The organism is Myceligenerans indicum (assembly GCF_016742955.1).
GTDB classification, from domain to species: domain Bacteria; phylum Actinomycetota; class Actinomycetes; order Actinomycetales; family Cellulomonadaceae; genus Myceligenerans; species Myceligenerans indicum.
In genome coordinates this window covers 26,136-51,796 of sequence record NZ_JABBYC010000034.1, presented here as the reverse complement: position 1 = coordinate 51,796, position 25,661 = coordinate 26,136, and the positions used below count along the sequence as shown (strand labels likewise).

The following is a 25,661-nucleotide window of genomic DNA, read 5'->3' as shown; positions in this document are numbered from 1 at the left end:
TACGAGATGTAGCTCCGTCTCGTGGGCTCGGAGATGTGTATAAGAGACAGGTCGGGGGCCGGTCGGGTGTGGCGTGCGGGCATGTCGGTTCTCCTTCTGGGCGGTGGGGGCCGGTGCGGGGCGGCTTCCGCCTTCGGCGCGGTGACCTGGTGAGGTGGCACGTGCGCGAGGGGCGGCGTCGTCGACGCCCCGGTCTGCTGAGAGTAGGTTCCGGCGGTGTTGCCCGGCGTATCGGAAACAGGCGTGGATATCGGTTGCGAAATGCCTCGCGGTGCGGGGCCGGCGGGGGTGGCGGGTCGTGCGGGAGCGCCGTCGCCGAGGCAACGCGAGCGCCGGCCCGCTCGTAGACTTGCCCGGTGCGTCTCCTGTTTGCCGGAACTCCTGAACCTGCCGTCGCCTCGCTCGAGGCGCTGATCGCTTCCCGTCACGAGGTGGTGGCCGTGCTGACCCGCGCCGACGCGCCGTCGGGGCGGGGCCGGAGGCTCACCCCCAGCCCCGTACGTGTCCGGGCCGAGGCGGCGGGCATCCCGGTGATCACCGACCGGCCCCGCGGCGAGGAGTTCCTCACCACCCTGCGCGAGCTCGCCGTCGACGCCGCGCCCGTGGTGGCCTACGGGCACATCCTGCGTCCCGAGGTGCTGGCCGTGCCCCGTCTGGGCTGGGTCAACCTGCACTTCTCCGTGCTGCCCGCCTGGCGGGGCGCCGCACCCGTGCAGCGGGCCCTCATCGCCGGGGACGAGGTGACCGGCGCCACCACGTTCCTGCTGGACGAAGGCATGGACACCGGCCCGGTGCTCGGCACCACCACCGAATCGATCCGGCCCACCGACACCTCCGGCGACCTGCTGGAGCGGCTGGCCGTCTCCGGCGCCGAACTGCTCGTCCGCACGCTCGACGCCCTGGAGGACGGCGCACTGTCCCCGCAGCCGCAACCGTCCGACGGCGTCTCGATCGCCCCGAAGCTCACTCCGGCCGACGCGGAGGTCCGCTGGAACGTGCCCGCGCTCGCGATCGACCGGCTCGTGCGTGGCTGCACTCCCGCACCCGGGGCGTGGACCGAGCTGCCGCACCCGGAGGGCCAGGATGCCGCAGGCGGGGCGCGGCTCGGCCTCGGCCCGGTCACGCCGGTCCCGGACGTCACCGATCTCGCGCCCGGGCAGGTCCGCGGCGAGAAGAAGCGGGTCCTGGTCGGCACCGCGACCCATGCCGTCGCGCTGGGCCAGGTCAAGCCGCCGGGCAAGAAGCACATGCCCGCCCCGGACTGGGCGCGCGGGGCCGGCCGGCCGCTGATCGACGCCGGGCTCGTGCTGGGCGGAACGGAGGCCCGGGCATGAGCGGCTACGACGACGCCCGAGGCGGGTCCGCCGACCGCCGCGGTGGACGCACCGGTGGCCCGGGCCGGGGCGGGCACGACCGGCGCCGGACGGAGACCGGGCGCGAGGAACACGGCGGTGACCGGCACCGCACGGGCGGCGAGGACCGCAGGAACGCCCGCGGCCGGGAGCGGTCCGCGGCGCGGCTGCGGGGCGAGCGGTCTGGTTCCCGGCAGGCACCCGGGCAGCGCGCCAAACGCACCGACCCGGCACGCACCGCGGCGTTCGACGTGCTGCGCCAGGTGGACGAGTCCGACGCCTACGCCAACCTCGTCCTGCCGCCCCTGCTGGCCGAGCGACGCATCCGCGGCCGCGACGCCGGGTTCGCCACCGAGCTGACCTACGGCACCCTGCGCCTGCGCGGCCGGTACGACGCCGTCCTCGCCGACTGCGTGGACCGGCCGCTGGGCGAGCTCGACGCCGCCGTGCTGGACGTGCTGCGCCTGGGCACGCACCAGCTCCTGGGGATGCGGGTCCCGTCCCATGCCGCCGTGTCCGAGACCGTCGCGCTCGCACGGGCCGAGGTGGGGGCCGGGCCGGCGCAGTTCGTCAACGCGGTCCTGCGCCGCGTGTCCGAGGCCGGCCGTCAGGAATGGCTGGAACGGATCAGGGCCGGCGCGCCGGACGAGCTGACCGCGCTGGCCGCGGTGGAGTCCCACCCGGTGTGGGTCGCGCGTTCCCTGCGCGAGGCGCTGGCCGGCCACGGCCGGGACCCGTCCGAGATCGGTGACCTGCTGGCCGCCGACAACGCCGCGCCGCGCGTCACGCTCGTGGCCCGCCCGGGCCTGGTCGACGTGTCCGACGACGACGCCTGGCACGACGCCGACCTCGTGCCGGGCCGCTGGGCGCCCACCGCGCTCGTGCTGGACGGCAACGACCCGGGGGCCGTGCCCGCCGTGCGTGACGGGCGCGCCGGGGTGCAGGACGAAGGCTCCCAGCTGGTCACTCTCGCCCTGGCGGGTGTCCCGCTCGACACGGCGCAGGACGAGGACACCGCGCCGCGGCCCGACGCCGCTCCGCCGGCGTCTCACGAGGCCGCACCGGAGGCCGCCGGCGGGCGGGCCGAGCGCTGGCTCGACCTGTGCGCCGGACCCGGCGGCAAGGCGGCACTGCTCGCCGCCCTGGCCGCACGGCAGGGCGCGACGCTCGTCGCCAACGAGGTGCAGCCCCACCGGGCACGGCTCGTGCGGCGGGCGCTGCACGCCGTTCCGGAGGGCGTCGTGGAGGAGGTGCGCACCGGCGACGGCCGCGACCTCGGGACCGACGAACCCGGCGCCTACGACCGCGTGCTCCTCGACGCGCCCTGCACGGGCCTGGGCGCCCTGCGCCGCCGCCCCGAGTCCCGCTGGCGCCGCACCCCGGCGGACCTGGCGACCCTGACCGGCCTGCAACGTGAGCTCCTGGCCTCCGCGCTCGACGCGGTCCGGCCCGGCGGCGTTGTCGCCTACGTCACCTGCTCACCCGTGCTGGCCGAGACGCAGCTCGTGGTGACCGACGTGCTGCGCAAACGGGACGACGTCGAACGCCTCGACACCCCTCACGCCGTGCGGTCGGTGCTGCGCCGCCTGCCCGACGGCACGACGCCGGACCTGCGGCTGCCCGCGGGCGACGCCGCCCGCGACGACGTCCAGCTCTGGCCGCACGTCCACGGCACCGACGCGATGCACCTGACCCTGCTGCGCAAACGCTGACGGCCCACCGGCCCGTCCCGTGACCGGACGGGGCCCCGATGACGGGGGCCCGTCCAGTCACTCGGTACGGCCCAGCGACTTGCGCACCAGGTCCGCGCCGTCCACGCCGTCGAGCAGGAACGGGGAGACGTCCGTGCCGCGCCGCGTCACGCTGATCGTCCCCGACGGCTCCAGCACCGCCATCGCCACCTCGTCGACGTTCCGGATCCCGGCCTGCCGCAGCCTGCCCGCCAGCTCGTGCGGGGCGATGCGGCAGCGCCGCAGATTGCGCTCCACGACCTGCGACCCGGCCATGAGCACCACCGGGCGCGTGGTGATCGCGCGGGCTCCCCAGCCGCCGATCCGGCTCGTCGCCAGCTGACAGCCCGCCAGCGTCGCCAGGGCGATGATGCCGCCGGCCAGGTGTGGTGCCTCACCGAGGGCGGCGCGGCCCATGATGGAGCCGATCCCGATGATCGCGGCCAGGTCGAACGCCGACAGCCCGGCCAGCATGCGCTGCCCGAGCAGCCGCACCAGCACCACCAGCGCCGCGTACATTCCCACGGTGGCCAGGACGACGGCGACGGCTTCGAGCGGCGTGATCCCCAGAAGTTCTCTCACACAGGCGATTGTGCCGCCTCACCGGAGCGGGCGAGGCATCGTCGTGGCACCACTGGCCCACCGGCCCACCGGGCACCGGCGGCCGGCACGGTGCGCCGCCGGTGTCACCGGGGTGGTTCCCGCGCCTCCTGCCGGATGCGCAGCCCGGAGGCTCGGCCCAGGAGCTCCAGGACCTCGAAGGGCAGCATCCACAGCAGGACGAGAGCGGCGGCGATCCCCATCGGGCCCAGCACGGGAGGCCACACGTCCACCCCGGTCTGGGTGACGCGGTCCGGGTCGAGGGGATCGTAGGTCACGGAGAAGGTGTAGCCGTCCCAGCTCGCGGGGCGCTGCGCGTAGTGGCGCAGGATGCGGATGTCACCGTCCCCGAACGGCTCGATGTCGATGGCGACGTTCCCGCGGGCGGCGGGCTCGGGCTGGGTCTCGGCGACGACGGCGTCCGCGACCACACCACGGGTGTCGAGCGCGTACTGGGTGATCGCCGCGTGGACCACCAGCGTGGTGATCCACGGGAGCAGCACGGCGGCGGCGATCAGGTTCTTGACCAGGTGCCCCAGGCTCGCCCGTGACGTCTGCGCTGCCTGCCGACGGATGACGGCCACCAGCAGCCCGAACGGCCCTCGGGAACGGGTCAACGGTGATGCTCCCCGCAGGCCGCGGCATCGGGTCTGCGGCGGCCCGGAGAAGACCGCTGTTCCAAGAATTCGGGCACGGAGGACATTGTGCCGTCATGGGACGCCGACCAGGAGTCGTGCTGCCGCACTCTAGGCTTGGCCGCATGAGCGCCCTCATCGCACCGAGCATCCTGTCGGCGGACTTCATGAACCTGGAGAGCGAGCTGCAGCGCATCTCCGACGCCGACTTCGCGCACGTGGACGTCATGGACAACCACTTCGTGCCGAACCTGACCCTGGGCCTGCCCGTGTTCGAGCGGCTGACCAAGGTGTCGCCGGTGCCCGTGGACGCGCACCTGATGATCGAGGACCCGGACCGCTGGGCGCCCGCCTACGCGGAGGCCGGGGCTGCGTCCGTGACGTTCCACGCCGAGGCCGCCCAGGCGCCCGTCCGCCTCGCCCGCGAACTGCGCCGCCTGGGCTCGCGCGCCGGTGTGGCGCTGCGCCCGGCCACGCCCGTCGAACCGTTCCTCGACCTGCTCGCCGAGGTCGACATGATCCTGGTCATGACGGTCGAGCCCGGTTTCGGCGGCCAGTCGTTCATCGACGGCACCCTGCCCAAGATCCGCCGCGCCCGCCAGGCGATCGGCGAGTCCGGGCTGGACGTGTGGGTACAGGTGGACGGCGGCATCTCCCGTGACACCATCGACCGCGCGGCCGACGCCGGCGCGAACGTGTTCGTCGCCGGATCGGCGGTCTACGGGGCCGACGACGCCGCCGGCGAGATCGCGGCCCTGCGCGACCTGGCCTCCGCCCACCGTCACTGAACGCGCCCTGATCCCGGCACTGAACCCGCCGGAGAACCTGCCCTGAATCTCCGGGCGTCCTCGGCCGTGCCGTGAGACGAAGGACACTCCCGGGGCGCGCACCGGTTGTGGCATGCTTATCGGTGCAAGCAGTACCACACCTACGTGCTCCGGGGTCGGTGTAATTCCGAACCGGCGGTGACAGCCCGCGACCCGCGACCTGCCTCACGGCAGGCCGGTTGACCTGGTGAAATTCCAGGGCCGACGGTGAAAGTCCGGATGGGAGGAAGCACGTACGGCCGTGGGCGTCGGGCCGTACCTCACGGGACGGGCCGGTGTTCGTGGCCGGCGCCGTCGTCCGTGCGCCGCCCGGGAGGATTCCCGGCCTGGCTCGCAGGCGATCTCTCGGCGAACCCCGGAGCACCGACGCTCTGGGAGGGAAACCGCAGATGTTCACCGGCATCGTCGAGGAGACCGGCACGGTCCGCTCCTTCGCTCATCCCGACGCGGCAGGTACCGACGCGATTCTCACGGTCGCCGCGCCCCTGGCCGCCTCCGACGCCCGCCTGGGCGACTCCGTCGCCGTCAACGGCGTCTGCCTGACCGTCACCGACGTCACCGAGGACCACGCCACGGCCGGCTCCGAGCCCACCCTCACCTTCGAGGTCATGCCCGAGACCCTGCGCCGCAGCACCCTCGGCGGGCTCACCCCGGGAGCCCGGGTGAACCTGGAGCGCGCGCTGCCGGCGAACGGCCGCCTGGGCGGCCACGTCGTCCAGGGCCACGTCGACGGCACCGCCACCCTGGTGACGCGGAACCCGGGACCGCGCTGGGACGAGCTCACGTTCGAGGCCGATCCCGCACTCCTGCGCTACGTCGCCGAGAAGGGTTCCATCGCGCTGGGCGGTGTCTCCCTGACCGTCACCCACGTCTCCGACCCGGCCGGACCCGGGCAGGGCACGTTCGGCGTTTCCCTCATCCCCACGACGCTGGAGGCCACGACCCTCGGAGAGCTCACGCCCGGATCGGCCGTGAACGTCGAGGTGGACGTCCTCGCGAAGTACGCCGAACGCCTCCTGACGGCCTCCGGGGCGCACCCCGGCCCCGCCGCCGGCGGGCCCTCCCTCCTGCCACCCCACGTCCCCGCATCGAACCCGGAGGTGCACGCATGACCGCCGTCGTCCCTGATCACCGCGCAGCGACCACAACCGGCACCGGCCACACCGTCGCCGCCGCGCTGGAGGCGCTGCGCGCCGGGCGGCCCGTCCTCGTCGCGGACGACGCGTCCCGGGAGAACGAGGTCGACGTCGTGCTGCCCGCCCGTACCGCGACCACCGAATGGGTCGCCTGGACGGTGCGCCACTCGTCGGGCTACCTGTGCGCGCCCATGCCGCTGGACCGGGCCGACGCCCTGGGCCTGCCCCTGATGTGGGAGAACGGCGAGGACCCGCGCCGCACGGCCTACACCGTGTCGGTCGACGCGCGCGGTGTGGGCACCGGGATCAGCGCGGCCGACCGCGCGCTGACGCTGCGCACGCTGGCAGATCCCGCCGCCACGGCCGCCGACCTGATCCGGCCCGGTCATGTGCTCCCGCTGCGGGCCCGCCCCGGCGGGGTCGCGGAACGCCGCGGCCACACGGAGGCGTCCGTCGACCTGGTCCGCCTCGCCGGGCTCGACACCGGCTCCGGTGCCGTCGCGGGGATCGCCGAGCTCGTCGCCGACGACGGCGAGATGCTGCGGTACGACGACGCCCTGCACCTGGCCGACGCCGAGGGGCTGGTCCTGGTGACGGTGTCCGACATCGTCCAGCACCTCGCCCGCGGCGCGGAGCCCGGCCACGGGCGTCCCGGTGGGCCGGACACGTCACCCGGCGCGGCCCCGTCGGCGACCCACGACGACACGGCCGTCCGGGAGGCGCCCGGGGGCGAGGCTCCGGCCCGGCCCCGCACGATCCGGGTCGCCGAGGCGTTCCTGCCCACCGCGCACGGCATGTTCCGGGTCACGTCCTACCGGGACACCGCCACCGGCGCCGAGCACCTGGCGCTCGTCCCGGACGTCGTGCCGGAGGCTCCGGCCGGGCCGGCGGCTCCCGGTGAGGGCGCGCGTTCCGCGCTCCCGGCGCTGGTCCGGATGCACTCGGAGTGCCTGACCGGCGACGCGCTGGGCTCGCTGCGCTGCGACTGCGGTCCGCAGCTGACCGCGTCGCTGGAGGCGGTGGCTCAGGCCGCGGACGAGGGGCGGCCCGGTGCGGTGGTGTACCTGCGCGGGCACGAGGGCCGCGGGATCGGCCTGGCGGACAAGATCGCGGCCTACGCGCTGCAGGACGGCGGCCTGGACACGGTGGACGCGAACTCCTCGCTCGGCCTTCCGGTGGACGCCCGGGAGTACGGCGCCGCCGCCGCGATCCTCGGCGACCTGGGGATCGACCGCGTCGAGCTGCTGACGAACAACCCGGCCAAGACCTCCGGCCTGCGGGCCGAGGGGGTCGACGTCGCCGGGCAGCGGGCGCTGCGGGTCGGCGCCGGGCCGCACAACGCGGCCTACCTGAGTACGAAGCGGGATCGGATGGGACACATGCTGGAGGACGCACGATGAGTGGAGCAGGGGCACCGGCGATGTCGGTGGACGGCAGCGGGCTGAACGTGGTGGTGATCGCCGCGAGCTGGCACACCCAGGTGATGGACGGGCTGCTGGAAGGGGCACGGCGGGCGCTGCGGGAGTCCGGGGCGCGATGGAGCGAGGTACGGGTGCCCGGGTCGTTCGAGCTGCCGGTGGCGGCCGCGCGACTGACCGGGCTGTCCGGGCGGCCGGTGCCGGAGGCGGGGGACACGGCCGCGCGGCTGCCCGACGCCGTGGTGGCGCTCGGTGTGGTGATCCGCGGTGGCACCCCTCACTTCGACTACGTGTGCTCGGCCGCGACCACGGGCCTGGCCGACGTGAGCGTGCGCACGGGTATCCCGGTCGGGTTCGGGCTGCTGACGTGCGACGACGAGGCGCAGGCGCTGGACCGGGCGGGGCTGCCGGGCAGCCGGGAGGACAAGGGGCAGGAGGCTGTCCAGGCTGCGGTCGCCACGGCCGTGGCCCTGCGGTAGCGGCTAGGCTCGGGCCCGTGAAGACCTTCGAGTCCCTGTTCGCCGAGCTCTCCGAGAAGGCCGCCACCCGCCCCGAAGGGTCGGGCACCGTGGCGCAGCTGGACGCCGGCGTGCATGCCATCGGCAAGAAGGTCGTCGAGGAGGCGGCCGAGGTCTGGATGGCCGCGGAGTACCAGTCGGACGCCGAGACGGCCGAGGAGATCTCCCAGCTCCTCTACCACCTGCAGGTGATCATGCTCGCCAAGGGTCTCACCCTTGAGGACGTGTACACGCATCTGTAGCGGGCAGGCTCCCGCGGGTCCGGCCGCCGACGGCCGGGCCCGCAGGCGCCGGGAACCCGCTCCTGGATCAGCCGTACGTCCGACAAGGAAAGACAGACATGCTGCGAATCGCCGTCCCCAACAAGGGCTCCCTGTCGGAGCCCGCGTCCGAGATGCTGCGCGAGGCCGGGTACCGGCAGCGCCGCTCCAGCCGTGAGCTCGTGCTCGCCGATCCCGAGAACGGGTGCGAGTTCTTCTTCCTGCGTCCGCGAGACGTGGCCGTCTATGTCGGCGCAGGCACCGTGGATGCCGGGATCACCGGCCGTGACCTGCTGCTGGACTCCGGCGCGAACGCCGTCGAGCACCTGCCGCTCGGGTTCGCGCGGTCCACGTTCCGCTTCGCCGCGCCTGTCGGGACCCTGCGTGAGGTCGGCGAGATCGCGGGCCGCCGGGTCGCGTCGTCGTACACGACCCTGGTCGCCGACCACCTCGCGAAGCAGGGGATCACCCCGGCCGGCGTCGTCCACCTGGACGGTGCGGTGGAGAGCTCGGTCGGGCTCGGGGTCGCCGACCTCATCGCCGATGTCGTGGAGACCGGCAGCACCCTCAAGGCCGCAGGCCTGGAGGTGTTCGGCGACCCGATCCTCACGAGCGAGGCGGTACTGATCCGTCAGGCCGACGCCGTCGCCCCGCCCGGCGTGCGCACGCTGACGCGCCGTCTCGAGGGCGTCATCACGGCCCGCTCCTACGTCCTGATGGACTACGTGGTGCCGAACGAGCTGCTGGAGCAGGCCGTGGCGATCACGCCCGGCTTCGAGTCGCCCACGGTCTCGCCGCAGCACCACCGGGACGCGTCGGCGGTCCGTGTCATGGTGCCGCGCGGTGACACCAACCGCGTCATGGATGCCCTGCACGACATCGGTGCGCGCGCGATCATCGTCACATCGATCCACGCCAGCCGTATGTAGAGGAGGCCGCACGTGGGAACTTCCGCGGACGACGGCGAGCACCGGGACGAGCACGGCGAGCACCAGGGCGCGTCCCGGGAGCCGGACACCGTCCGGTACCGCACGTTCCGCGGCCGCTTCACCACGCCGACGGCCTGGGCGATGGGCGCGGCCCTCGCGGTGGGCTGCGTCTTCGTCGCGCTGGTCGCCGAGGGGCCCGGTTCCGACAGCGCCCTGAACCGGGTCTCGACGATCGTGGTCGGGCTGTTCTTCGCCCTGCTCACGGTCCGGTTCGCCGCCGTGCGCGCCGAACCGGACCGGGCGGGGCTGACCGTCGTCAACTACGCCCGGCGACGGCGCCTCGACTGGGCCGAGATCGTCGCCGTCCGGTTCGGGTCAGGGGACCCGTGGGTCCACCTCGATCTGGCCGACGGGACCGTGCTCGCCGTCATGGCCGTCCAGCGGGCCGACGGCGAGCACGGGATGAACGAGGCGAGACGCCTCGTGAAGCTCATCGCTGAGCACGGTGAGGCCGCTGACCCCGGTCCCGGCCACCCTCACGACGGTTGAGGCCGCCGCGCCGGTCGTCGTCGAAGCGGTCCCGGTGCGCCGGGGCGCCACGGTCCACCTGGATGCGCAGCGCCCGGCCCGACACGCGGGCCCGGCCCAGCCGGTCCATGGTCGGCTCGTCGAGCGGCGCGGTGATGTCGACCAGCGAGAAGGACCCGAAGATGTCGATCTTGCCGACGTCGGACCCGGTCAGGCCGCCCTCGTTGGTCAGCGCACCGACGATGCCGCCCGGGTTCACCCCGTGGGTGTGGCCCACCGCGAGCCGGTACCGCGTGCCCGACCGGCTGTGGTCCCGTGCACCCCGGCCCGGCCGGTCGCGGTGACCGGTGCGCTCACCGGAACGGTCGTGCCGCTCGGCGTCGTGCGTGGTACGCCGCGTCGCGGCAGCCTTGTTCCGGGCCTGCTCGCGCTCGTACTCCTCCTGCTCGGCGCGCAGGCGCGGGCCGTCGTCGCCGACGGCCATCGCCGCGAGCGCCGCGGCGATCTGGAGCAGTTCTTCGTCGGCGGCCGTGCGGGCCGGCCGTGTGGTCTCCGTGCCGGCGGTGCCGGGCGCGGTGTCGGTGTTGGGCTCGGTGGCGGCGGGCGCAGTGGCGGCGGCCTCGGTGGTGCCGGACGTCGCGGGGGCGTCGGCCACGGCGGTTCCGCCCGAGCCCGTGGTGTTCTCGGTGAGGTAGTCGCGCAGCATGCTCGCGTACAGGTCGAGGCGTCCGGCCTCGCGGCGGTCGGGGACCTGCTTCAGGAGCGTGGCGAACTTGTGCGCGGACACGTCCCGCGGGGAGGGGATGTCCGCCTCGGTGAGGCGGGTGCGGACGGTGCGCTCGATCCGGCGCAGCAGGCCGCGCTCCTGCGGGGTGACGAAGGTGAGGGCTTCGCCGGTGCGGCCGGCGCGGCCGGTACGGCCGATGCGGTGCACGTAGGCTTCGGGCTCGCGCGGCAGGTCGAAGTTGACGACGAGGCCGATGCGGTCGACGTCGAGGCCGCGGGCGGCGACGTCGGTGGCGACCAGGACGTCCAGGGCGCCCGAGCGTAGCCGTTCGACGATCTTCTCGCGTTCCTTCTGGGCCACGTCGCCGGAGATGGTGGCGGCGGAGATGCCGCGTTCGATCAGGGCGGCGCCCACGTCCTCCGCGGCCCCGCGGGTGCGGGTGAACACGATCGCGGCGTCGGCGTCGGAGGTGGCCAGCACGCGCACGAGGGACCCGGTCTTGTGCCGGAAGGGGACCACGGCGTAGGTCTGGTTGACCGAGGTCACGGTGGAGGACTGGCGGGACACGGCGATCTCGACCGGGTCGGTCAGGTGCTGGTCGGCGACCTTGCGGATGGCCGGCGGCATGGTGGCGGAGAACAGGGCGACCTGCCGTTGCGCGGGCGCGGTGGAGAAGATCTGCTCGACGTCCTCGGCGAAGCCCATGCGGAGCATCTCGTCGGCCTCGTCCAGGACGAGGAACTTCACGCTGTCGAGCACGAGGGCTCCGCGTTCCATGTGGTCCATGACGCGGCCGGGGGTGCCGACCACGACGTGCACGCCGTCGCGCAGCGCGCGCTGCTGCGGCACGTAGGGCGCGCCGCCGTACACGGGCAGGACGCGCACGCCCGGCAGGTGGGCGGCGAAGGACTCGATCGCGTCGGCGACCTGCATCGCCAGCTCGCGGGTCGGGGCGAGCACGAGCGCCTGCACGTGCCCGCGGGCGACGTCGGCGTCCGGGTCGACGGCGGCCAGCAGCGGCAGGCCGAACGCGGCGGTCTTCCCGGTGCCGGTCTGGGCGACGCCGGTGATGTCGCGGCCGTCCAGCAGCGGCGGGATCGCGGCGGCCTGGATGTCCGACGGGGTGGAGAAGCCGAGGTCCCTGGTCGCGGCGAGAAGGGCGGCGGGCAGCGGCAGGTCGTCGAACCGCTGCTGCGGCTCGGCGGGCGCGGAGTCCGTGGGCGGTGTCGTCGCGGTCGCGTCGTCGGCCGGGGCCTCGGGCGCAGGGGTGGTCAGGGCAGCAGCGGGCATGGGGGTGTCAACCGTTCGTCGTCGAGAGGGAGTCCGGACCTCGTGGCGCCTGCAGCGCCTGGCCCCGGGCCGCTCACTCGGCGAACACACACTCGCTCCGGCGACTCATGCCGACACGCGCAGAAAGGCGACCAACTCCAGGGGGATCGTGACCATCCTACGTGCCACGCCCCGGGCCAGGCCAGACGGGCGCGGGGTGACGTGTGGCACCCATGGGGCGTCGCCGTGGTGTCGTACGGGGCGGGGACGCGCCCGGGGACCCTGTGCGGATCCGCAACATCGGGCCCGTAGTATGGCGCGCACGGCAGGAAACGGCAGGCGTGAGGCGGTGTTTGTGTCCAGGGGACAGGAGATCAGCTCCCGCGTTCTGACGGTGCCCAACGCGATCAGTCTGGTGCGTCTGGCCCTCGTTCCCGTCTTCGCCGTCCTGATCGTCGCACACGAGGATGTCTGGGCACTGGTGGTGCTGGCCGTCTCGGGCGTGACGGACTGGCTCGACGGCGTGCTCGCCCGCTCGCTGCATCAGGTCAGCAGGCTGGGCCAGATGCTCGATCCGCTGGCCGACCGGCTCTTCATCTTCGCCACCCTGCTCGGTCTCGCGTGGCGTGAGATCGTCCCGCTCTGGCTCGTGGCCGCGATCCTGGCGCGCGACCTGATGCTCGCCCTGACCGTTCCCGTGCTGGCCCGTCTCGGCTACGGCACGCTGAACGTCAGCCAGTCGGGCAAGGTCGCCACCTTCGCCCTGCTGTACGCGTTCCCGCTGCTCCTGCTGGCCGAGGCCGGCGGCAGGCTCGGCACCACGGCGCACGTGGTCGGCTGGGCCTTCACCTGGTGGGGCGTCGCCCTGTACTGGTTCGCCGGACTGCAGTACGTGGCGCAGGTGCGCCGGCTGGCGGCCCGCGGATGAAGCAGACCGTCCCCGAGCCGGGGCGTCGTCCGGACGCCTCCATGACACTCCTCAACGAGGTGATGAGGCGGCCGCTCGACCCGGGGTACGCCGATGCCGCGAGGCGTCGCGCGCGGCGGGCGGCGGCCGGGGAGCCCACCGAGCCCCGTGTCCCGGCCCTCGTGGTGGCGATGCTGGTCGCGGTGGGGCTCGGCCTGGTCGTCACCGTGGCCGTGGTCCATCTGCGCGCACCGCAGCCCGCCGTGACCCAGGCCCGTTCCGTCCTGGCCGACCAGGTCGCCGAGCGCAGCATGCAGGTCGAGGAGCTTACGGACCGGTCCGTCGCGCTGGCGGCCGAGGTCGACCGGCTCGAGCGTGCCGGGACCCTGCCCAGTTCCCTGCGTGAGACCAACGACCTCGACAAGCTCGCCAACGGCACCACCGCCGTCAGCGGGCCCGGCGTCGTGATCACCCTGACCGACGGCGGGCTGGCGGGCGACGACCGGGACCAGCGCGTGTGGGACACCGACCTGCAGTTCGTCGTGAACGCCCTGTGGGCCTCGGGTGCCGAGGCGGTCGCCGTCGGCGGCGAGCGCCTGACCGCCGTCAGCGCGATCCGCAGTGCCGGTGACGCCATCCTGGTGGACCTGCAGCCCCTCAACGGGCCCTCCTACCAGGTCGAGGCGATCGGGGACACGGAGGACCTCCAGGTCGAGTTCGCGCGGTCCAGCGGCCCGGCGTTCCTCCAGGTGCTCACCACCCACGGGATCGAGTCGTCGGTGCAGGGTGCCGACGAGCTGTCCCTGCCGGCCGGCAGGCCCCAGACCCTGCGGTTCGCCACGAGCCCTGCCACGGACACCGGCAGCCCGGGACCGACCGGGACGCCGGGTGAGACATCGAGCCGGGCACCGGATCCGGGCACCGGCGGGAACGACCAGGACGACACAGCGAAGGACGGAGCATGATCCCAGTCATCGGCCTCGTGGTCGGCGTGATCGCCGGCCTCATCCTGCAGCCCACCGTTCCGGTGGTGTTGCAGCCCTACCTGCCGATCGCCGTCGTCGCCGCGCTCGACGCCCTGGCCGGTGGCCTGCGTGCCGCGCTCGAAGGGATGTTCGACGACCGGGTGTTCCTCACCTCGTTCCTGTTCAACATCCTCATCGCCGCGTTCATCGTGTTTCTCGGCGACCAGCTCGGCGTGGGCTCGCAGTTGTCCACCGCCGTCGTGGTCGTGCTCGGCATCCGGATCTTCTCCAACGCCGCCTCCATCCGCCGCAACATCTTCAAGGCCTGAGCATGAGCGACGAGCAGCACGGCGAGCCGGACCCGCGCCACGACGACGCCGAGCCCGCCGGCCCCGGCGAGGAACCGACGCGCCCGGCGCCCGAGCCGCCCGACGGCGGGACGCCCGTGCCGGCCCGCGACCACGCGCAGGACCCGCACACGGCGCAGGACCCGCATGCCGGCTCCTCCGCCGCCGAGGTGCCGGACACGGCCGGCGCACCCGGCCCGGCGGGCGAGGAGGCCGCGACGCCGCCGAACCCGGAGGGCGGGGCGGGCGAGGAACCGGGCCCGCCGCCGAACGCACCAGCACCCCACGACGACGGCACCACGGACGGCACGGTGCCGCACGAGGCCGCGAGGGATGAGGCGGTGCCGCACGACGTCGTGGAGGGAGACCTCCCGGCCGGAGACCTTCCGGCGGACGATGACACCGCAGCCGATGACACCGCGGCCCGCACGTCGGCGCGGGACTCGGCGGAGCGCGGATCGACTGCGCACGAGCCGTCGGCGCACGAGCCTTCGGGGCAGGAGTCCGCCGGAGATGACGGGGTGGCGCACGGCTCGACCGCGTCCGGCACCCCCGAGGACGACACCTCGACGGGGTCGGGTCCGGGCCCGGAGCCGGCAGGTCCCGGACACGCAGGTTCCGGACACGCGGACACCGGCGGCGCCGAGTCGGCCGTCGTCGACGATCCCCCGCCCGGCGGGACCCGCAGGCTGTGGCAGGTGTTCCGGCCCGGGAACCGCCGTGCCGAGTACATCACCGCGGCGTTGTGCGTCGCCTTCGGGTTCGCGCTCGCCGTGCAGGTGGCGCAGTCGACGGGCGATCAGCTCGCCTCCCTGCGACAGGACGAGCTCGTGCGCCTGCTCGACGAGGTCACCCAGCGCGGCGAGCAGCTCGACACCGAGGTCGCCAACCTGACCCGGACACGTGATGACCTGCGCTCGGCCGACGGGCAGGACCGGGCGGCCCGCGAGGTGGCCGAGCAACGTGCCGAGTACGAAGGCATCCTGTCCGGCAGGCTGCCCGCCGAGGGGCCCGGCGTCGTGATCGAGATCCAGGCCGGGCCCGGTACCGTCAGCGCGGCGAACATGTTCAACATGCTCGAAGAACTGCGCAACGCCGGCGTCGAGGCGCAGCAGCTGAACGACGTGAGGATCGTCACCAGCAGCCACTTCGAGGAGACCGTGGACGAGCAGCACCGCATCCTCCTGGACGGCCGGCTGCTCGAACCGCCGTACACCTGGGTGGCGATCGGGGACCCCGAGACGGTCGACCGTGCCCTGGAGATTCCGGGCGGCGCGCTGCCCACGCTGCGCGACGCGGGGGCGACCGCGAACGTCGAGCGCAAGGACCTCGTGAGCGTCGATGCGACGCGCATGCCGTCCGACCCCGAGAACGCCGTACCGAGCGAAGAGTAGCCGACCCCGGCCCGTGCCATGTAAGTTGGTTCGGACCGGGCTACCGGTGAACCCGCACGTGAAAGCACTCATGCCGCCTGCCGGCACGATCCGGGCGAGACACGTCCAACCCGTTCAGACCGACCCGTTCAGACCGAGGAGACCCGATGACCGACCCCAGTGGCCTGCCTCATCCGGGCCCCGACCCGACGGCGACCACGGCCAACCTCGGCCGCATCGTCTTCCCGACCGGGGACGACGCCGCAACGGGGCGGACCGCCCTCAGCCCTGAAGAGGCCGCGGCCGTCGCCGCGCTGCCGCGCCATTCCGCCCTGCTCGTCGTGCAGCGCGGGCCCGGTTTCGGTGCCCGTTTCCTCCTGGACACCGACCGGTGCGTGGCCGGGCGCAGCGAGCAGGCGGACATCTTCCTCGACGACGTCACGGTCTCCCGCAAGCACGCCGAGTTCGTGCGCGACGGCGACACGTTCGCCGTGCGTGACATCGGCTCGCTGAACGGCACGTACGTCAACCGCGAACGTATCGACGGTGCCACGCTCACCACCGGCGACGAGGTGCAGATCGGCAAGTTCCGTCTCACCTTCCACGCCAGCCCGCAGGCCACGGTACAGGCGTTCCCAGGGGTGCCGCAGCGGTGAGCCCCGGGGCCGCCCGCCGAGCCGCGGACAGCCCGCGGCCGGACGAGCGAGCCACCAGGCAGGAAGTCGAGCCGTGGCCGCGGGGTATCTCACGCCAGGCCACGATGCGCATCAGCGACGTGCTGCGCGCACTCGCCCCGGAGTTCGGCGACGTGTCGCACTCCAAGCTGCGGTTCCTGGAGGAACAGGGACTCATCACGCCCGTACGCACGCCGTCGGGCTACCGTCAGTACAGCCAGGCCGACGTCGAACGTCTCCGCTACGTCCTGACCGAGCAGCGCGACTCCTACCTACCGCTCAAGGTCATCAAGGAGCGGCTGGCCGCGATGGACGCGGGAGAGGACGAGGCCCGGCCGGCCCCGCGCCTCGCGCCTGCCGAGTCGTCGGCCCGCCGCCGCTGGACGCGCGACCAGGTCGCGGAGGCTGCCGGGGCGTCGCCCGAGCTCGTCGACGAGCTGGTCCGGGTCGGCGCGGTCGAGCAGTCCGGCCCCGGTACGCTCGGCGCCGGCTCGGTCGACGTCGTGCGCATCGCGGTCGCACTGGCCGAGCACGGCATCGAGCCCCGCCACATGCGCACGTTGCGCAGCGCGGCCGATCGCCAGGTCGCGCTGGCCGATCAGGTGGTCGCGCCGTGGCGTGGGCGGCATTCGTCGAGCGCACAGGGCCAGGCGGCCGCGATGGCCACGGAGATCGGTGAACTGCTGACCCGATTGCACGCAGTCTGGGTGCGCCAGGGTGTGGCGGATCTGTGACGGTCGGCATACCGTGAAACGGTGACCTCAGACGTGCCGATGGTTCCGGTGGAGATCCTCGGCGTTCGCCAGCAGCAGCGCGATCAGGAGATCGTGGTCCTGCTGCTGGACACGGCTGCGGACCTCGCCGTCCCGATCGTCATCGGCCCGCGGGAGGCGAGCGCGATCGCCATGGCACAGGCGGGACTCGCCACCCCCCGGCCCATGACGCACGACCTCCTGCGGGACGTGCTCGCCGCGGTGGGCGTCGAGCTGGAACGTGTCGAGATCGTCGCGCTGGAGGGCGGCATCTACTTCGCCGAGCTGGTTCTCTCGGGCGGGGCACGGCTCGACTCGCGCGCCTCGGACGCGATCGCCCTCGCCGTGCGTACCGGCAGCCCGGTGCTGTGCTCCGCCGAGATCGTGGCGCTGGCAGGGGTCGAGATCGTGGACGTGGAGCAGCGTGAGGAGATGGAGAAGTTCCGTGCGTTCCTGGACCACGTCAGCCCGGAGGACTTCTCCGGTCCGTCGGGCCAGTGATCGACACGACGCGCCCGCACGGCGCCGGCCCGCACGGCGCTGAGACGTCGTGGTGCGGGGTTCCCGCACGGCGACACGCCGGGCGGCCTGGCCCGCGAACGAGCCCGGGAGCCCTAGCGTGGTCACGAGACTTCCAGGAGGCACAGTGAACACCCATGGTGAGGTCAGAGCTGCCGGTGAGCCGATCCCGCACGGCGCTCAAGGTCTCCTCTTCGGGGAGGACCTGACCGAGCAGGACGCGTCCACGGGCTACCGTGGGACCACGGCGTGCAGTGTCGCCGGGATCACCTACCGGCAGCTCGACTACTGGGCACGCACGGGCCTCGTCGAGCCGAGCATCAAACCGGCCACGGGCTCGGGCACGCACCGCTTGTACAGCTTCCGCGACATCCTCGTGCTCAAGGTCGTCAAGCGGCTGCTGGACACCGGTGTCTCCCTCCAGCAGATCCGTACCGCGGTCACGCACCTGCGCGAGCGCGGCGTGGAGGACCTCGCGCAGATCACGCTCATGTCGGACGGCGCGTCCGTGTACGAGTGCATGTCCGCCGACGAGGTCGTGGACCTCGTCCAGGGGGGCCAGGGCGTGTTCGGGATCGCCGTGGGACGGGTGTGGCGCGAGATCGAGGGGACGCTCTCGGAGCTGCCCACGGAGACGTTCGGGGCGCCCGAGTCCGGCGAGGCCGAGGACGACGGCCTCACCCAGCCGCTCGCCGGGAGTGACGACGAGTTCACCCGCCGACGGCTGCAGCGGGACAAGACCCGCAACGCCGGCTGACGCCGGCGGGGCACCAGCAGGCGGGGCCACAGCAGGCGGGGCTACAGCAGGGGCCGCAGCGGCGAGATGAGGGTCTCGCCGACCTTCGCGAGCCCGGACCGCCGTTCCCACTGGTCGATGGTGAGCTCGCGGGCGTTGGTCAGGTCGAGGCGGAACACGTCCTCCATGCGGCCGGCGAGGCCGCGGTCGACGATCTCGAGGTTGACCTCGTAGTTGCCCGTGAGGCTGAGCCGGTCGATGTTCGCCGTCCCGATCGTGGTCCACCGGCCGTCGACCGTGGCGGTCTTGGCGTGGACCATGGCGTCCTGGTACAGGAAGATACGCACCCCGCCGCGCAGGAGCGAGGTGTACAGCCCGCGTGCGAGCCAGTCGGCGACGACATGGTTGGAACGGTGCGGGACCAGCACGCGCACGTCCACGCCCCGGCCGGCCGCGGCCAGCAGCGCGGCGTGGATGTCGTGGTCCGGGATGAAGTACGCCTGGGTGATGTAGACGTGGCTCGTGGCGCGGTCGATGGCGTCGAGATACAGGCCGCGGATGGGGAAGACGAGTTCGGACGGGGCGTTGCGCGCCGCCTTGAGGTGAGGCAGCCACGTCTCGGACCCGACGTCGGTCAGCTGCGGCAGGCGGGCGCCACGCTGCCGGTTCCAGAAGTCGACGAACGCGTTGCGCAGCTCCCACACGGCGGGCCCCTCGAGGCGGATGTGGGTGTCGCGCCACTGGGTCGCGTACACGGAGCCGATGTTGTAGCCGCCGACGTAGCCGACACGGTCGTCGACCACGAGGATCTTGCGGTGGTCGCGGCCGGACTTGCGGATGTTCAGCGCGATCATGCCGGGCCGCATCACGGGGAAGCGCAGGACGTGCACGTCGGGCGGGAAGCGGAAGAACGCGGCCGGCACGACCAGGTTGGCGAAGCCGTCGACCACGACGTACACGTGGACCCCGCGGGCGGACGCGTCGATGAGTTCCCGCTTGAACTGCCGGCCGACGGCGTCGTCCTTCCAGATGTACGTCTCCAGCATGACGGTGTGCCGGGCGCCGCGGATGGCCTCCAGCATCGAGTCGTACAGGTCGGCGCCGTAGGTGTAGACCGTGGTGGCGGTCTCCTCGACGTACTCGGTGAGCGGCTTCTCCGTGGGGAACGTCGCCGTGAGCGGATGCATGCGCCGACGGATCGCGTCGGTGACGGTCAGCGCGGCGGCCACGGTGACGGGCACGGCGGCCGCGACGAGCCCGGCGCGTACGGCGAACTTGCGCATCCGGCCCAGGAGGGCGGGTGCGACGTCGATGGTGAGTCCGGGGATGTCGCGAGACGGCACGATGCTCACGGTACCGGGAGTGGTGGAACCGCGCGGGACTTTTGCTCGTCGACGGCCTCGCGCCGACAGCGCCGCAGGGCCGGTGGCGCGGGAGCGGGAGGAGGCGCGAGCCGGAACCTCAGTGGAACGTGGTCGCGTAGTACGTCTGCTGGTCCACGGTCTCGACCGTGACGTCCTCGGTGCGTTCCAGGTGCCGTCGCAGGTTGTCGGCGAAGTGCCGGGACTCGTCGTTGAACCGGGAGACGTCGTAGGCGCACACGACCTGGTTCTCCGTGAGGTGGGCGACGAGCGCGTCGATCATGTCCATGAAGGTGCGCGTGGAGCGCCGGCTGGGGTGGGAGAGGGTGAAACCGATGTACCAGACCGCGCCGCGTGCGGCGTGCTCGGGGTACCGGGCCGTGAAGAACTCCGGACTCACCCAGGGGACGGCGGTGAGGTCCGTCGCGAGCGTGGTCAGCCCGACCGGCTCACCGTCCCGGTCACGTGCGACGAGCTTCGTCACGCGCCGGTCCGCCATCTCCTGGTCGAACTCCTCGCGGCGCAGGACGTGCCGGGCCGCGGCGCGCGTGCGCAACGGCTCGAAGGCGTCGAGGTAGAGCTCCCACATCCGATCGACGACCGCACCCGTCACAGCGGTCTCGAAGGTGATGTCAGCGTCCACGGCCGATCTCCTTCCAGCCCGCGCACCGGAAGGTCGCCACGACCACGGCGCACACGGGGAGCGTGACGCAGGAGATGCCCGCGATCTGCCGTCCCTCGGGGTGGTACGGCTCGCCGCGGGTGTTCGCCAGGTCGTCGAGGCTGTGGGTGAGGTCCGTGGAGACCTGCTCGCGGGAGGGCCCGCTGTGCTCGACGAACAGTCCGGCTCCGCTGCCGTCGTCGTGCCGCGACCAGGCGACCCCCGCCCAGGCCTCGTGGCCCGGCAGAGAGGCGTGCGCACGCGCGTACACGCAGTAGAGGACGTCCCCGTGGCGGCCCTGCAGCTGCTCCTTGCTCTTCACCTCCTGGACCTCGCTGCCCGCGGGGATGATGGAGCTCAGCTGGACGAGGTTGAAGTCGCAGACGCCCGCTGCGGCGAGTGCCGCGTCGAACGCCGCCAGAGTGGTCTGCCCCGCGCCGACTCCCGTACTCACTCGGATCGTCAGATTCTCAGTCACCTGGTCCTCGAAGATGGAAGCTGTCCGGATTCGTCGATCTCGCCCGTGTGACCCGCCGCGGCGTCCAGGAGATCGAGCACGGCACGCAGGACCTCGTCCGGGTTCGACTGGCGCTTCGTCAGAAAGACGGTGCTGCCCAGACGCAGGTCCTCGCGTTCGGCGGAGCCGACCTCGGCTCCTGAGTAGACCACGAGGGGCACCCATCTGAGCCGGCCGTCGCGGCGCAGGTCGGCCACGAGATCGTGCCCGCTGCCGCCCGGAAGCATGAGGTCGAGCACGACGAGGTCCGGTTCGAAGCCGTGGGCGAGGGCGGCCCGCGCCTCCTCGACGGAACGTGCCTGAGTGACGGCGAGACCGCCGTTCTCCAGGACCGTCGCCACGACGGTCCGCAGGTCGTCGTCGTCCTCGACCATCAGCACGCGGTTGTCGTGCGGCTGACGGCGGATGACGTCGCGAACCGTCTCGATGAGCCGCGCCGGCTCCACGGGCTTGACGAGCCAGTCGTCGGCCAGCGCGGCGCTCTCCAGAGCCTCCAGCGGGCGGGTGCCCGAGACGACGACGACCGGGACGTCGGCCGTCGCGGCGGACAGCCGCAGTCTGGTGAGCACCTCGGCACCGCTCGTGCCGGGCATCGCCAGGTCGAGGACGATAGCGGCGGGACGCTCGTCGTCCACGGCGTCCAGTGCCTCCCGCCCGTCCGTGACACCGGCCACGTCGTACCCGCGCTCCTCGAGCACCGTCCGGAGCACCTCGACGACCTCCGGGTCGTCGTCCACCACGATCACCCGCGTCGCGACGGACGCGGCCTCCTGCGGCCGCGGCCGGGCGGGGGCCGCGTGCGGGACGGCTCGGCGGAGGGTGAACCGGAAGCTGGACCCGTGGCCCTCGCCGTCGCTGACGGCCCAGAGGCGTCCGCCGTGCCGTTCCACGATGCTGCGCGCGATGGCCAGTCCGAGCCCCGACCCGCCCTGTTCACGGGTGTCGGACGCGTCCACCTGCTCGAACCGGCGGAAGATCGACTCCAGCTTGTCCGGCGGGATCCCGCGGCCCTCGTCGTCGACGCGCACCTCGACCGTGTCGCCCACGGGCTTGGTGGTCACGCGCACGGTGCTGCCCGGCGGGGAGAACCGCACGGCGTTGCCCAGCAGGTTGATCAGCGTCTGCACGATACGCCCGGAGTCCGCCCGGACGACCTCCGAGGACTCCGCGGGGCTGAGCGTGACGCCGGCCTCGTCGGCGAGGACCTGGACCTGCTCCACCGCCGCGGCGACGAGGGAGTCGAGCGGGTGCTCGGCCAGCTCGAGCGGAGTGGTGCCGGCGTCCATGCGTTCGATGTCGAGGATGTCGTCCACGAGCTGGCCGAGCCGCTCGCTGCTGGTGAGCGCGATGTGGATCATGCGCGCCACCTGGTCGGGCGAGTGGTCCAGGGCCTGGCTGTCGAGGAGCCCGAGCGCCCCGCGGATCGCGGTCAGCGGGGTGCGCAGCTCATGGCTCACCACGGACACGAACTCGTCCTTGATGCGCTCCATCTCACGCCGTCCCGTCACGTCGCGGAACGCGACGACCGCGCCGCGGATCCCGTCCTCGCCGCGCAGCGGGCTGGCCGTGACCTCGACCGGAACGTCCGTCTGGTCGAGACGTCGGTAGACGTCCTGCTCGGCCGTGACGGTGATCCCGTCCCGCAGGGCCTCCGTGAGATAGCAGCCGTCCACCGGGAACGGGGTGCCGTCCTCGGCGGGTGCGTGGAACGTGGCGTGCGCGTCACAGCCCACGAGCTCCGCGACGGATGCACCGAGCGTGTGCGCCGCGGCCGCGTTGACGAAGGTGACGCGTCCCTCGCGATCCACCCCGTAGATCCCGTCGGCCACGGACTCCAGCGTCCGCTCTCGTTCGCTCGCCAGCGAGCGCAGCTGGGTGGTGCGCTCCTGGACACGCCGCTCCAGGCCTTGTCGCAGGGACTCGTTGTCCGCGACGACCAGGATCTGGCGCACGACGACGGCGACGAGCACGGTCACCCACAGCGCGTTCGCGAACCAGGGCAGTCCCAGGCCCGACTGGACGACTCGTACGAGGGCCGCGGCGAGGAACATGCCGAAGGCCACGACGGTTCCGAGCACGGGTGTCCCGGTCTCCCGCTGGTCGGTGACGGTGGTGCCCGACGCGGCGGGGTGGCGTGCCGCGAGCGCGATGGCGAGGTAGCCGCCGACCCACCCCGCGTCGACGGGGCTGCCGAACGAGAAGGAGCCCGAGGCCGACAGGAGGGCAAACGCGACGTCGGCCACGGCGTACAGGACGAACCCGCCGCCCACGAGGACCAGTGGGACGCGTTCGGCGGCGCTCGACCTGGTCATGACGAGGACGGCGAGGGTGGCGAGCAGGGCGTCGACCACCGGTAGCGCGTACGCCGTGACGGAGACCTGCGCCTCCCAGACGCCGACGTCCGCGACGACGGCGAACAGAGCGATGTACAGGACGGATCCGCCGACCACGATGCTGTCGAGCAGCATCCGGATCGTCTCCGGCCCGCGCGGGCGGACGGCGGGGAACAGGGACAGGCCGACCACGCCGAGCAGGAGCGCGGTGACGTAGGCGATGTCGCCCGTCTCGGGGTCTCCGACGAGTCCCGCGTAGACGTTGCCCGCCAGTCCCACGCTCCCGCCGAGGGACAGCAGTCCCCACGCGCGGCGGCGCCGTCCTTGGGACTGCACGGCCCGCCGTCCGCAGCTCACCGCCGTGACGGCGCCGGCGCCGGCGATCGCCAGCATGGAGATGTCGGCGCGGATCGCCTGTTCGAAGGGGCCGGCGAGGACGAGCACGAGCAGAAGTACCGTGGCGCCGGCTATCCAGCACCACCGGATGAAGCTGTTCCCTGACTGCGCGGCAGCGCGCCACGACACCATGCGCCCGAGCGTAGGGCACCATCGTCGGCCTCGCAGTTCAGCGCGGCGGTTCGGTCCGGCGGTTCAGCTCGGGCCGGGCGGCCGGGGACTCAGATCGACCACTCGAGGAGCGCCGCGAGGTTGCGGGGCAGCGCGATGGGGTCGAACGGCTTGGCCAGCACCCCGGCCACGGCGAGGTCCTCGTACTTGCGCCGTTCCGCGGGCTGGACCTTCGCGGTCAGCAGGATCACGGGGATGTCGTGCGTGCGGGGGTCTTCCTGCAGGTGGGCGAACGTCGTCGGCCCGTCCATCACGGGCATCATGACGTCGAGCAGGACCGCGTCCGGCGGATCGCTCCTGCACAGGTCGATCGCCTGGGGACCGCTGGCGGCGAGCACGATGTCCCAATCCGGGATCGTCGACAGGCCGGCACGGACGACTTCCCGGATCGCTTCGTCGTCGTCGACGACCAGGATGCGGCGGTTCATGGGACTGCCTGCGGACCTGCGGTCCCGGGTAGCTTCAGCATCTGCCGTTCGACCTCCTCGCGCTCGGTCGGCGCTGTCGGCTCGTTTCATCGTGCCACGGCCGCGCCTGCTCGCGCCTGCGCACGGGACTCCGGCGGCCGGCGGTGCCCGGACGGGCAACCTGCGGTGTTCGTGCCTACCGTCTAGGTAGTCACGGGGGGCGTCCGGGTGCGAGGGCCGCTCCAGGAGGGGGAGGGCCGATGACGGACGACGCGGCGGCGGCCGGCGGTGTGGGCAGGCGTCTCGACCGGGCCGTGGGCCGCCTGATCGCCCCGGAGTCCGTGGCGCTGCGCCAGGTTCCGTTCACTCTCGCGTATGCGGTGGCCTGGGTGCTCCTGCCCGCGGGCGGGCCGGCCGGTGCCCGGCCGTGGCTGTGGACGGGGCCGGCGATGGTGCTGGCCGCCCAGGTCCTGGGGGTCGTCCTTCCCTGGTCCCGGATCGGGGTCGCGTGGCAGGCGGCGCTGCCGCTCATCCAGGTCGGGGCGCTGGTCGCGCTGGGAGGAGGCTCCGGTGCCGCCGGTGCCACGGTGGACGCGCTGCTGATGCTGCCGGTGGCGGGTCTCGGGGTGCTGGCGACGTGGTCCGGGGTGGTGCTGGCGGCCGCCGCAGCGGTGGGCCTGCAGGCCTGGCCCGCGCCCGCCGGACCGGGGGGCGTTCCGGAACGGTTCCTGCCGCAGACGGTCGTCGTACCGCTCGTGGCCCTCCTGGTCGCGCTCGCCACCTTCGGCGTGACCCGGTACCTGCGAGCCCTGGCGCGTGAGCCGTCCCTGATTCCGCAGGAGGAACTCATCGGTGCGGTCGGCCATGACCTCCGTTCGCCGCTGACCTCGGTGCTCGGGTACGCGCAGATCCTGGCCGCGGGTTCCCTGACCGACGAGCAGCACGGGTACGTGCGGGTGATCGAGCGCAACGGGCGGCGGCTGCTGCGCACGATCGACGAGCTGATGGTGAGCGTCGGGCTCACGGTGGGGGAGCCGGGTCGCACCCGGAGGGACGTGGACCTGGCCGAGGTGGCGCGTACCTGTGGCGCCGAACTGGGCCCGGCGGCGCGGGACGCCGGGCTGTCGTTCACGATGGCGGCGCCGGGCCCCGTGCCGGTGCGGGGCGATCCGGAGCTCCTTGCCCAGCTGTGCCTCACCCTGGTGGGGCGTGCGGTGAAGGAGACCCCGCGCGGTGGTGCGGTCACCACGCGGGTCCGCCTGGACGAGGACGCGCGGCGGGAGGCGGTGATCGAGGTCACCGACTCCGGTGCCGGCCTGGGACCGGAGGACCTGGGCCGGCTGACCGAGCGCCTCCGCCGAGCTCGTCGTTCCACCGGGGGGCAGGTCCTCGGTCTCGGGCTGGGGCTGCCGGTCGCGCACGCGATCGCGGACGCGCACGGCGGCACGCTCGACGTGGACGGCACGCTCGGGGAGGGGACCAGGGTCACCGTGAGGTTGCCGGCGGGCCCGCCGGCACCGGCGGGCTCGCCGGAGGGAGCCGCGTCCTCCTGACCGGGAGCCCTCCCGTGGGCGTCGGTCACCCGGAGGTACGGGGTGACGTCCACCGCGGTG

26 protein-coding genes and 1 riboswitch are annotated in these 25,661 nt (G+C 73.2%); of the genes, 18 read left to right on the top strand and 8 right to left on the bottom strand.

Translation table 11 applies throughout. The annotated features are described in order from the left end of the window. Positions 1 to 356 precede the first annotated feature (356 nt). Both fmt and HGK34_RS15870 read left to right on the top strand, forming a co-directional pair. Entirely contained in the window at positions 357 to 1,334 is a 978-nt protein-coding gene (fmt, locus tag HGK34_RS15875) for a methionyl-tRNA formyltransferase (protein ID WP_201849173.1), read from the top strand. Further along, positions 1,331 to 3,064 (top strand): RsmB/NOP family class I SAM-dependent RNA methyltransferase, encoded by a 1,734-nt coding sequence (locus tag HGK34_RS15870; protein WP_201849171.1) that lies wholly within the window; start codon positions 1,331 to 1,333, stop codon positions 3,062 to 3,064. Before fmt ends, HGK34_RS15870 begins: the two co-directional genes overlap by 4 nt. 57 nt (positions 3,065 to 3,121) lie before the next feature. Here the strand turns inward: HGK34_RS15870 and HGK34_RS23285 are convergent, their stop codons facing one another. Together HGK34_RS23285 and HGK34_RS15860 are read right to left on the bottom strand one after the other, a co-directional pair. Next, a complete protein-coding gene (locus HGK34_RS23285; RefSeq protein WP_201849169.1) occupies positions 3,122 to 3,664 on the bottom strand; it encodes a DUF421 domain-containing protein in 543 nt (180 codons plus the stop codon). A 104-nt stretch (positions 3,665 to 3,768) separates the two neighbouring features. Beyond that, positions 3,769 to 4,299: a hypothetical protein gene (locus tag HGK34_RS15860; protein WP_201849167.1), complete on the bottom strand. Its 531-nt coding sequence runs from the start codon at positions 4,297 to 4,299 to the stop codon at positions 3,769 to 3,771. A 143-nt stretch (positions 4,300 to 4,442) separates the two neighbouring features. Here HGK34_RS15860 and rpe point away from each other — a divergent pair, with 143 nt between their 5' ends. The 7 genes from rpe (at position 4,443) to HGK34_RS15825 (ending at position 9,954) form a co-directional block, all read left to right on the top strand. Beyond that, positions 4,443 to 5,105, top strand: a complete 663-nt coding sequence (gene rpe / locus HGK34_RS15855; RefSeq protein ID WP_201849165.1) for a ribulose-phosphate 3-epimerase — start codon at positions 4,443 to 4,445, stop codon at positions 5,103 to 5,105. Positions 5,106 to 5,245: 140 nt separating this feature from the next. Beyond that, a riboswitch (FMN riboswitch) is annotated at positions 5,246 to 5,381 on the top strand. 152 nt (positions 5,382 to 5,533) lie between these two features. Then, the gene (locus HGK34_RS15850; RefSeq protein ID WP_201849163.1) at positions 5,534 to 6,256 is read left to right on the top strand and encodes a riboflavin synthase; all 723 of its coding nucleotides are present in this window, start codon (positions 5,534 to 5,536) and stop codon (positions 6,254 to 6,256) included. Further along, entirely contained in the window at positions 6,253 to 7,680 is a 1,428-nt protein-coding gene (gene ribB / locus HGK34_RS15845) for a 3,4-dihydroxy-2-butanone-4-phosphate synthase (protein ID WP_201849161.1), read from the top strand. Before HGK34_RS15850 ends, ribB begins: the two co-directional genes overlap by 4 nt. Continuing rightward, a complete protein-coding gene (gene ribH / locus HGK34_RS15840) occupies positions 7,677 to 8,177 on the top strand; it encodes a 6,7-dimethyl-8-ribityllumazine synthase (RefSeq protein WP_201849159.1) in 501 nt (166 codons plus the stop codon). The genes ribB and ribH overlap by 4 nt, the downstream gene beginning before the upstream one ends. A gap of 17 nt (positions 8,178 to 8,194) precedes the next feature. Beyond that, complete coding sequence (locus HGK34_RS15835) at positions 8,195 to 8,458, top strand: phosphoribosyl-ATP diphosphatase (RefSeq protein ID WP_201849157.1); 264 nt, start codon at positions 8,195 to 8,197, stop codon at positions 8,456 to 8,458. Between the two features lie 98 nt (positions 8,459 to 8,556). Next, on the top strand, positions 8,557 to 9,405 hold the full coding sequence (gene hisG / locus HGK34_RS15830; protein WP_201849155.1) for an ATP phosphoribosyltransferase: 849 nt from the start codon (positions 8,557 to 8,559) through the stop codon (positions 9,403 to 9,405). Positions 9,406 to 9,417: 12 nt separating this feature from the next. Beyond that, positions 9,418 to 9,954, top strand: coding sequence for a PH domain-containing protein (locus HGK34_RS15825; protein WP_307816009.1), 537 nt, complete (start codon positions 9,418 to 9,420; stop codon positions 9,952 to 9,954). Here HGK34_RS15825 and HGK34_RS15820 read toward each other — a convergent pair. Continuing rightward, positions 9,896 to 11,950: a DEAD/DEAH box helicase gene (locus HGK34_RS15820; protein ID WP_201849152.1), complete on the bottom strand. Its 2,055-nt coding sequence runs from the start codon at positions 11,948 to 11,950 to the stop codon at positions 9,896 to 9,898. The genes HGK34_RS15825 and HGK34_RS15820 overlap by 59 nt on opposite strands. A gap of 334 nt (positions 11,951 to 12,284) precedes the next feature. Here HGK34_RS15820 and clsA point away from each other — a divergent pair, with 334 nt between their 5' ends. From clsA to HGK34_RS15780, 8 genes are all read left to right on the top strand, one after another. Next, positions 12,285 to 12,857, top strand: a complete 573-nt coding sequence (clsA, locus tag HGK34_RS15815) for a cardiolipin synthase ClsA (RefSeq protein WP_307816008.1) — start codon at positions 12,285 to 12,287, stop codon at positions 12,855 to 12,857. Beyond that, positions 12,854 to 13,801, top strand: a complete 948-nt coding sequence (locus HGK34_RS15810; RefSeq protein WP_201849148.1) for a DUF881 domain-containing protein — start codon at positions 12,854 to 12,856, stop codon at positions 13,799 to 13,801. The genes clsA and HGK34_RS15810 overlap by 4 nt, the downstream gene beginning before the upstream one ends. Continuing rightward, positions 13,798 to 14,130 (top strand): small basic family protein, encoded by a 333-nt coding sequence (locus HGK34_RS15805; RefSeq protein WP_201849146.1) that lies wholly within the window; start codon positions 13,798 to 13,800, stop codon positions 14,128 to 14,130. The genes HGK34_RS15810 and HGK34_RS15805 overlap by 4 nt, the downstream gene beginning before the upstream one ends. Before the next feature lie 2 nt (positions 14,131 to 14,132). Next, complete coding sequence (locus tag HGK34_RS22850) at positions 14,133 to 15,542, top strand: DUF881 domain-containing protein (protein WP_244666822.1); 1,410 nt, start codon at positions 14,133 to 14,135, stop codon at positions 15,540 to 15,542. A 146-nt stretch (positions 15,543 to 15,688) separates the two neighbouring features. Continuing rightward, on the top strand, positions 15,689 to 16,177 hold the full coding sequence (locus tag HGK34_RS15795) for an FHA domain-containing protein (RefSeq protein WP_201849144.1): 489 nt from the start codon (positions 15,689 to 15,691) through the stop codon (positions 16,175 to 16,177). Between the two features lie 104 nt (positions 16,178 to 16,281). Continuing rightward, on the top strand, positions 16,282 to 16,929 hold the full coding sequence (ftsR, locus tag HGK34_RS15790; protein WP_201849143.1) for a transcriptional regulator FtsR: 648 nt from the start codon (positions 16,282 to 16,284) through the stop codon (positions 16,927 to 16,929). A 39-nt stretch (positions 16,930 to 16,968) separates the two neighbouring features. Further along, positions 16,969 to 17,448, top strand: a complete 480-nt coding sequence (locus HGK34_RS15785) for a bifunctional nuclease family protein (RefSeq protein ID WP_201849187.1) — start codon at positions 16,969 to 16,971, stop codon at positions 17,446 to 17,448. 145 nt (positions 17,449 to 17,593) lie between these two features. Continuing rightward, complete coding sequence (locus HGK34_RS15780) at positions 17,594 to 18,223, top strand: MerR family transcriptional regulator (protein ID WP_201849141.1); 630 nt, start codon at positions 17,594 to 17,596, stop codon at positions 18,221 to 18,223. 41 nt (positions 18,224 to 18,264) lie between these two features. Here HGK34_RS15780 and HGK34_RS15775 read toward each other — a convergent pair whose 3' ends face one another. The 5 genes from HGK34_RS15775 to HGK34_RS15755 all read right to left on the bottom strand — a co-directional run bounded on the left by HGK34_RS15775 (position 18,265) and on the right by HGK34_RS15755 (position 24,069). Further along, the gene (locus tag HGK34_RS15775) at positions 18,265 to 19,485 is read right to left on the bottom strand and encodes a phospholipase D-like domain-containing protein (RefSeq protein WP_201849186.1); all 1,221 of its coding nucleotides are present in this window, start codon (positions 19,483 to 19,485) and stop codon (positions 18,265 to 18,267) included. Between the two features lie 178 nt (positions 19,486 to 19,663). After that, complete coding sequence (locus HGK34_RS15770) at positions 19,664 to 20,206, bottom strand: hypothetical protein (protein ID WP_307816004.1); 543 nt, start codon at positions 20,204 to 20,206, stop codon at positions 19,664 to 19,666. Further along, the gene (locus HGK34_RS15765; RefSeq protein ID WP_201849139.1) at positions 20,196 to 20,702 is read right to left on the bottom strand and encodes a pyruvoyl-dependent arginine decarboxylase; all 507 of its coding nucleotides are present in this window, start codon (positions 20,700 to 20,702) and stop codon (positions 20,196 to 20,198) included. The genes HGK34_RS15770 and HGK34_RS15765 overlap by 11 nt, the downstream gene beginning before the upstream one ends. Further along, positions 20,699 to 23,602, bottom strand: a complete 2,904-nt coding sequence (locus HGK34_RS15760; protein ID WP_201849137.1) for a response regulator — start codon at positions 23,600 to 23,602, stop codon at positions 20,699 to 20,701. The genes HGK34_RS15765 and HGK34_RS15760 overlap by 4 nt, the downstream gene beginning before the upstream one ends. 89 nt (positions 23,603 to 23,691) lie before the next feature. Continuing rightward, the gene (locus HGK34_RS15755) at positions 23,692 to 24,069 is read right to left on the bottom strand and encodes a response regulator (protein WP_201849135.1); all 378 of its coding nucleotides are present in this window, start codon (positions 24,067 to 24,069) and stop codon (positions 23,692 to 23,694) included. A gap of 239 nt (positions 24,070 to 24,308) precedes the next feature. On the opposite strand from HGK34_RS15755, the gene HGK34_RS15750 reads away from it, so the two are divergent. Further along, entirely contained in the window at positions 24,309 to 25,601 is a 1,293-nt protein-coding gene (locus tag HGK34_RS15750) for a sensor histidine kinase (RefSeq protein ID WP_201849133.1), read from the top strand. Positions 25,602 to 25,661: the final 60 nt, after the last annotated feature.